The organism is Frateuria sp. GZRR35 (assembly GCF_051900415.1).
GTDB lineage: Bacteria > Pseudomonadota > Gammaproteobacteria > Xanthomonadales > Rhodanobacteraceae > Frateuria_A.
Map to the genome: position 1 here is coordinate 1 of NZ_JBHZGL010000025.1, position 4,071 is coordinate 4,071.

At 56.3% G+C, this 4,071-nt stretch carries 3 protein-coding genes and 1 pseudogene; 1 reads left to right on the forward strand and 3 read right to left on the reverse strand.

Features of this window, described 5'->3' with window-relative positions:
- A pseudogene (locus ACFWZ3_RS17200) lies at positions 1-284 on the forward strand (hypothetical protein); the annotation flags it as partial.
- A gap of 69 nt (positions 285-353) precedes the next feature.
- Here the strand turns inward: ACFWZ3_RS17200 and ACFWZ3_RS17205 are convergent.
- From ACFWZ3_RS17205 to ACFWZ3_RS17215, 3 genes are all read right to left on the reverse strand, one after another.
- Entirely contained in the window at positions 354-557 is a 204-nt protein-coding gene (locus ACFWZ3_RS17205) for a hypothetical protein (RefSeq protein ID WP_439708897.1), read from the reverse strand.
- Positions 558-571: 14 nt separating this feature from the next.
- Positions 572-1,759, reverse strand: a complete 1,188-nt coding sequence (locus ACFWZ3_RS17210) for a hypothetical protein (RefSeq protein WP_439708898.1) — start codon at positions 1,757-1,759, stop codon at positions 572-574.
- A gap of 1,286 nt (positions 1,760-3,045) precedes the next feature.
- Entirely contained in the window at positions 3,046-3,417 is a 372-nt protein-coding gene (locus tag ACFWZ3_RS17215) for a hypothetical protein (protein WP_439708899.1), read from the reverse strand.
- Between the last annotated feature and the right edge of the window lie 654 nt (positions 3,418-4,071).

Consider the following 4,071-nt stretch of genomic DNA (forward strand, 5'->3'; position numbering starts at 1 on the left):
CCTTGCATGCCTTTGTGCTCATGGACAACCACGTCCATCTTCTTGTTGATGGCCCATCGGCCCGGGGCGTTTCAATGGCCATGCGCCGCCTCGGCCAGTGTTACGTCCAGAGCTTCAACCTCAAACACCGAGCAAGAAAGAGGGGCAGCAAGAAAGAGGGGCAGGTTCATTTTCGAGGCCTAGAAAGTGAACCTGACCCCGTTATTCTCCCACGGCACGAGGTGCGTGACGTTGTAGAAGCGAAGGACCACACCAACAGGTTCGGCCTCCAGTTCCACAGATAAGGGGTCAGGTTGATTTGTGCGGACCATTAAATGAACCTGCCCCCTTTTTTGTCCCCTTTTATTCCGTTGTCAGGTCGCCTCCTTGTAAGCAAGTGCAACAAATCCACCCGTTTTTACGAACAGACGGCCAGGATTCCCTAGGGACATATCGTCCAAAGTGTCGATCTCAGTGAATTCACGTATCGGTTTAACGACCGTCCAGCCGCGATCTTGCGCAGTTCGTAACACACCGTACTCGGAATCCGCCACTACCACTCGAAAGATCTTCGCCATATAAGCGATCTCCATTATCTTGTGAGTTCCCGCTGCACTGCAGGGCTTAGAGCCACGAAGCAGGTCTCGACTTGCGCCTTCGTGGTTGCGGCGGCAAAGCAGTCCGCGATAGTTGATTCGCTGGGAGCAAGCATAGGCCGAAGATCGGCGGCGAAGGTCGCGCGCTTAGCCGCGTCCGCGAACAACGATTGCCGCGCAGGTGTCCAAAACTTCTCGAAATTGGCGGCAGTGCCCTCGTGTTCTATCCTCGCGGAACGCGCAACCCCCTCGGCCTGACGCAATTGTTGCGCCCGAACACTTTCGCCAAGATAGTCAACGCACACTTTCTTTAGATCAGCCTGCTGTGGGGGACTTGCGCCTTTTGCCGCCTCGTTGTTCAGCATTCGCAGGCAAAACAACATCACCTCAGTGCCATCATTAAAATTGGCCGCCACAATTTCCTGAACCCTTTTGCCGACATCACTTACATTGTTCACGTCAGCTCGGTCGATTCCACCTGGGGCGGTTGCCGAAGTGCTAGTCGCCACAGTCACCCCGCCCGACCGCGCCAACGAACTTAGCTCTTCGTAGGCCGCCGCCGTTGAGGTCTGATCAGCCAGGGCCTTGGTCTGCGCCTCTCTTCTAGCAGCGCACTGTTCCACCTTGGTCTTCTGGTCGTCAGTCAGTTCAGTTGCGGGCTTGTCTTTAATAGCATCGCAGACCTTACTTTCGCCGTTGACGTTCTCATAATCGGCAGCGGCGATCTTTGCATTGGCGGCTGCCTTGTCTCGAGCTTTTCGTGCGTCGTCAAGACGTACAACTGCCTCACCTGATGCGCCAGTAGCGCCCATTCCTGTTGCGGCGATCACGACTGGCTTCGGTGCAACAGCTCCGGTTAACTGTTCGATCGCTAGTATTGAGACCATCAGGCGTTGGTCCCGAACAGCTTGGACGGATAGCTCGGCTGCATCGTAGCCGCCGCTCAGATATCGCTCGCAAGTACGATACATAAGCTCACGCAACATATTGACGGTCTGTGTGCGCGGAATAGTTGAGCCTTGCTCAGAAGAACTGAATGCCGCATTCAGGGCAGCTTGCAGCGTAGCCGGATCAGCCCCCTTGCTGAGGGTGCCACCGGCACTCAGCGATTGCGCGACAACGGAGAACACATCTGGGCTAGGTTCGGCGCAAAAACGGCGCCGAGCTTCCGTCTGCTGGGACAAATCGGATCTCGGGTTAGTGTGTTGCGGCGCTACGGGGACTAACGTGCTCAGCACGGACCGCTGCTTTGCGTCGACGGTGAAAATCTGCGTCTGGCCAGCATCCAAGTTGCGCTGGTGAAAGATCGCGTTGGTGCAGCCCCCAGTTACGAATAATAACCCCGATACCGAAAATACAGCGCACAATTTCCTCATCGCCGCTCCTCCGAACGTTCAGGGACTGATTGCAGAGAACCAGATCCTACGGTTGCGCTCCACGAACGATTGGGGTCTACACTCAAGCGGCGGCGATGTCAATTCTGACTTGCAGTGACTCGAGGGAGCCCGCCCTCTCCCTCTTTATCATTAAGGTTCAAAGTCAGCTTAAGGAGACTCGTTGATTGGATCTGCACCCCGCCGGCCGTCAGGACGTCAATCATCCATCGCTCTATCTCGCTCGAAACTATAGGCGCGGGGCGTCACTATCGTCTCACCCTGGAAATTTCTCGCGACCTTAGCCGTTACCAAAGATGGGGGTCAGGTTCATTTACGAGGCCTAGAAAATGAACTTGACCCCATTTTCCCCGCTGAGAGGCTGCACCCCTTAAGTGAGAGCGCGGAAAACGAACCCGACCCCTTCGGTCTTGTCCCTGACACCTTTTTTCGACCGCGCCCCTTTATTCCACCTGGCTCGTAAACCCGGAGGACGGCCAACTTAACTAGCCACGCCTCTTTTTTCCGTGGCTGCTAATTGTCTTTGACACCTTTTTTCGTTCGCCACTGCCCACGGGCGCGCCCAGGTCGCTTCCGTTTTCCGTGCCATCGTCCAGCAAGTCGGCGACGTTCGTGTGCCGGCGCACCCACGTGGGATCGCTGAAATGCTCGTTACCCATACGCCCCTGTCCTAGGAAAGTGAACCTGGCCCCGTTAGTGCCTCGAACGTCTCGACGAAGATCCGCCGCGCCATCGGCGGCAGCGTGTGGGCGTCACTCGGCAGAGCGCTGCGGAAAGAAACGGCAGCAGGGGATGTGGGGTTGCTCATGCCATGACCTGAGGTTGCTGCGACGGTATCAATAAGGGGCTCTGACCCCGTTATCTATCGATCCGCACCAGCTACGTTCGTGCAGCGGATCGACTCCTTTTTTTGGGCCCGGCTTAATTCCCTCCGCCCTTTATTCGGAGTGGCTTTGAGCAAAATTGCCCCTGGCACCTTTGTTCTGTTCCAACCGCGCAGCGGTTCCGGCGCAGCGCGGCCAGAAACCAATTTATGAAAGTGGACTCTGACCCCTGTCTCCCGGGGGTTTCGCTCCCTATTTGGCCGCCGAGTTCTCAAACGACGCGCTTTTCTCGACCATCAAGTCTGATACCGCCTCATGAAATGGTTTGAGCGGATGGGCAGAACAATAAGCACTCAGGCGCTGATTCATCGAGTCGGTGTCAGGAAGGTCTGCATATTTCTTGAAGTTCATGTAGAGCGCGACATTCAGCCCTGTCATGAAGCCCTGCGCCCATTGGTTGTACACGACCTTGTTCGGGGTAATGCCTTCTTCCTTGCGAACCGCAAGGTATTGGTTACACGAAGCGATACCGAGACCTCGCATGGTCACCGGACCATCGTCGGCAGAGGCCACACCAGTGGACGCCAGCAGTCCCGCTGCCAGCAAAATACTCGGACGCATCATGATCCCCATGCTTAAACGAAAGGAATCGCCAGGCTCTCCCAGGCGATGAGCAGAACAACCAACTAGCCAACCAACACGTGTCGGGCCGACAGATGCAGCCCCCCCCTTTATTGCCGAGCAGGAAGGGAAAGTGAACCTGACCCCGATAGCGCGATGAAAATGACTCGATACATATTGCCCCTGGTTTTCGTGCTTCCAAGCAAAATTAGGGGTCAGAGTCGACTTTAAAAGTGCACTCTGACCACTGTTTCCGGTGTTAATTGTCCCTGGCACCTTTGTTGCTCACTGACGAGGAGAGGTCATTCTGCCGAGCCAAGGAACGGGGCTCCGACCTCGTTCGTTGAGCCCGCCAGCACAAACAACCATGAATTCCGATCCTTGCGCACACTCGCCCTCCATTAGCGGCGCGGGCCTTCATCGCGCCCCTTGGCGCTCAATTGCGTCCTTGGACGCAGGCCGAGAACAGATATCAGAGTCGACTTTGACAGCACTCTGGAGCCTGCTTCTTGACCTCCTTGCCGCGACTTTTCACCGAGAGCGCGTCTTCGTGGTGATCCAGAGCCAGAACAGAAGATGCCCCAGGATCGCCAGCCACAGGATCGTCCACAGGCCCCAGTTGGAACCGGTCGGGTCTTCGGCCCGATAGAGAGAGAC

Excerpts from the sequence above, each read along its gene's own strand:
- ACFWZ3_RS17205 (WP_439708897.1), bottom strand. The coding sequence starts at position 557 with ATGGCGAAGATCTTTCGAGTGGTAGTGGCGGATTCCGAGTACGGTGTG.
- ACFWZ3_RS17215 (WP_439708899.1), bottom strand. The coding sequence starts at position 3,417 with ATGATGCGTCCGAGTATTTTGCTGGCAGCGGGACTGCTGGCGTCCACT.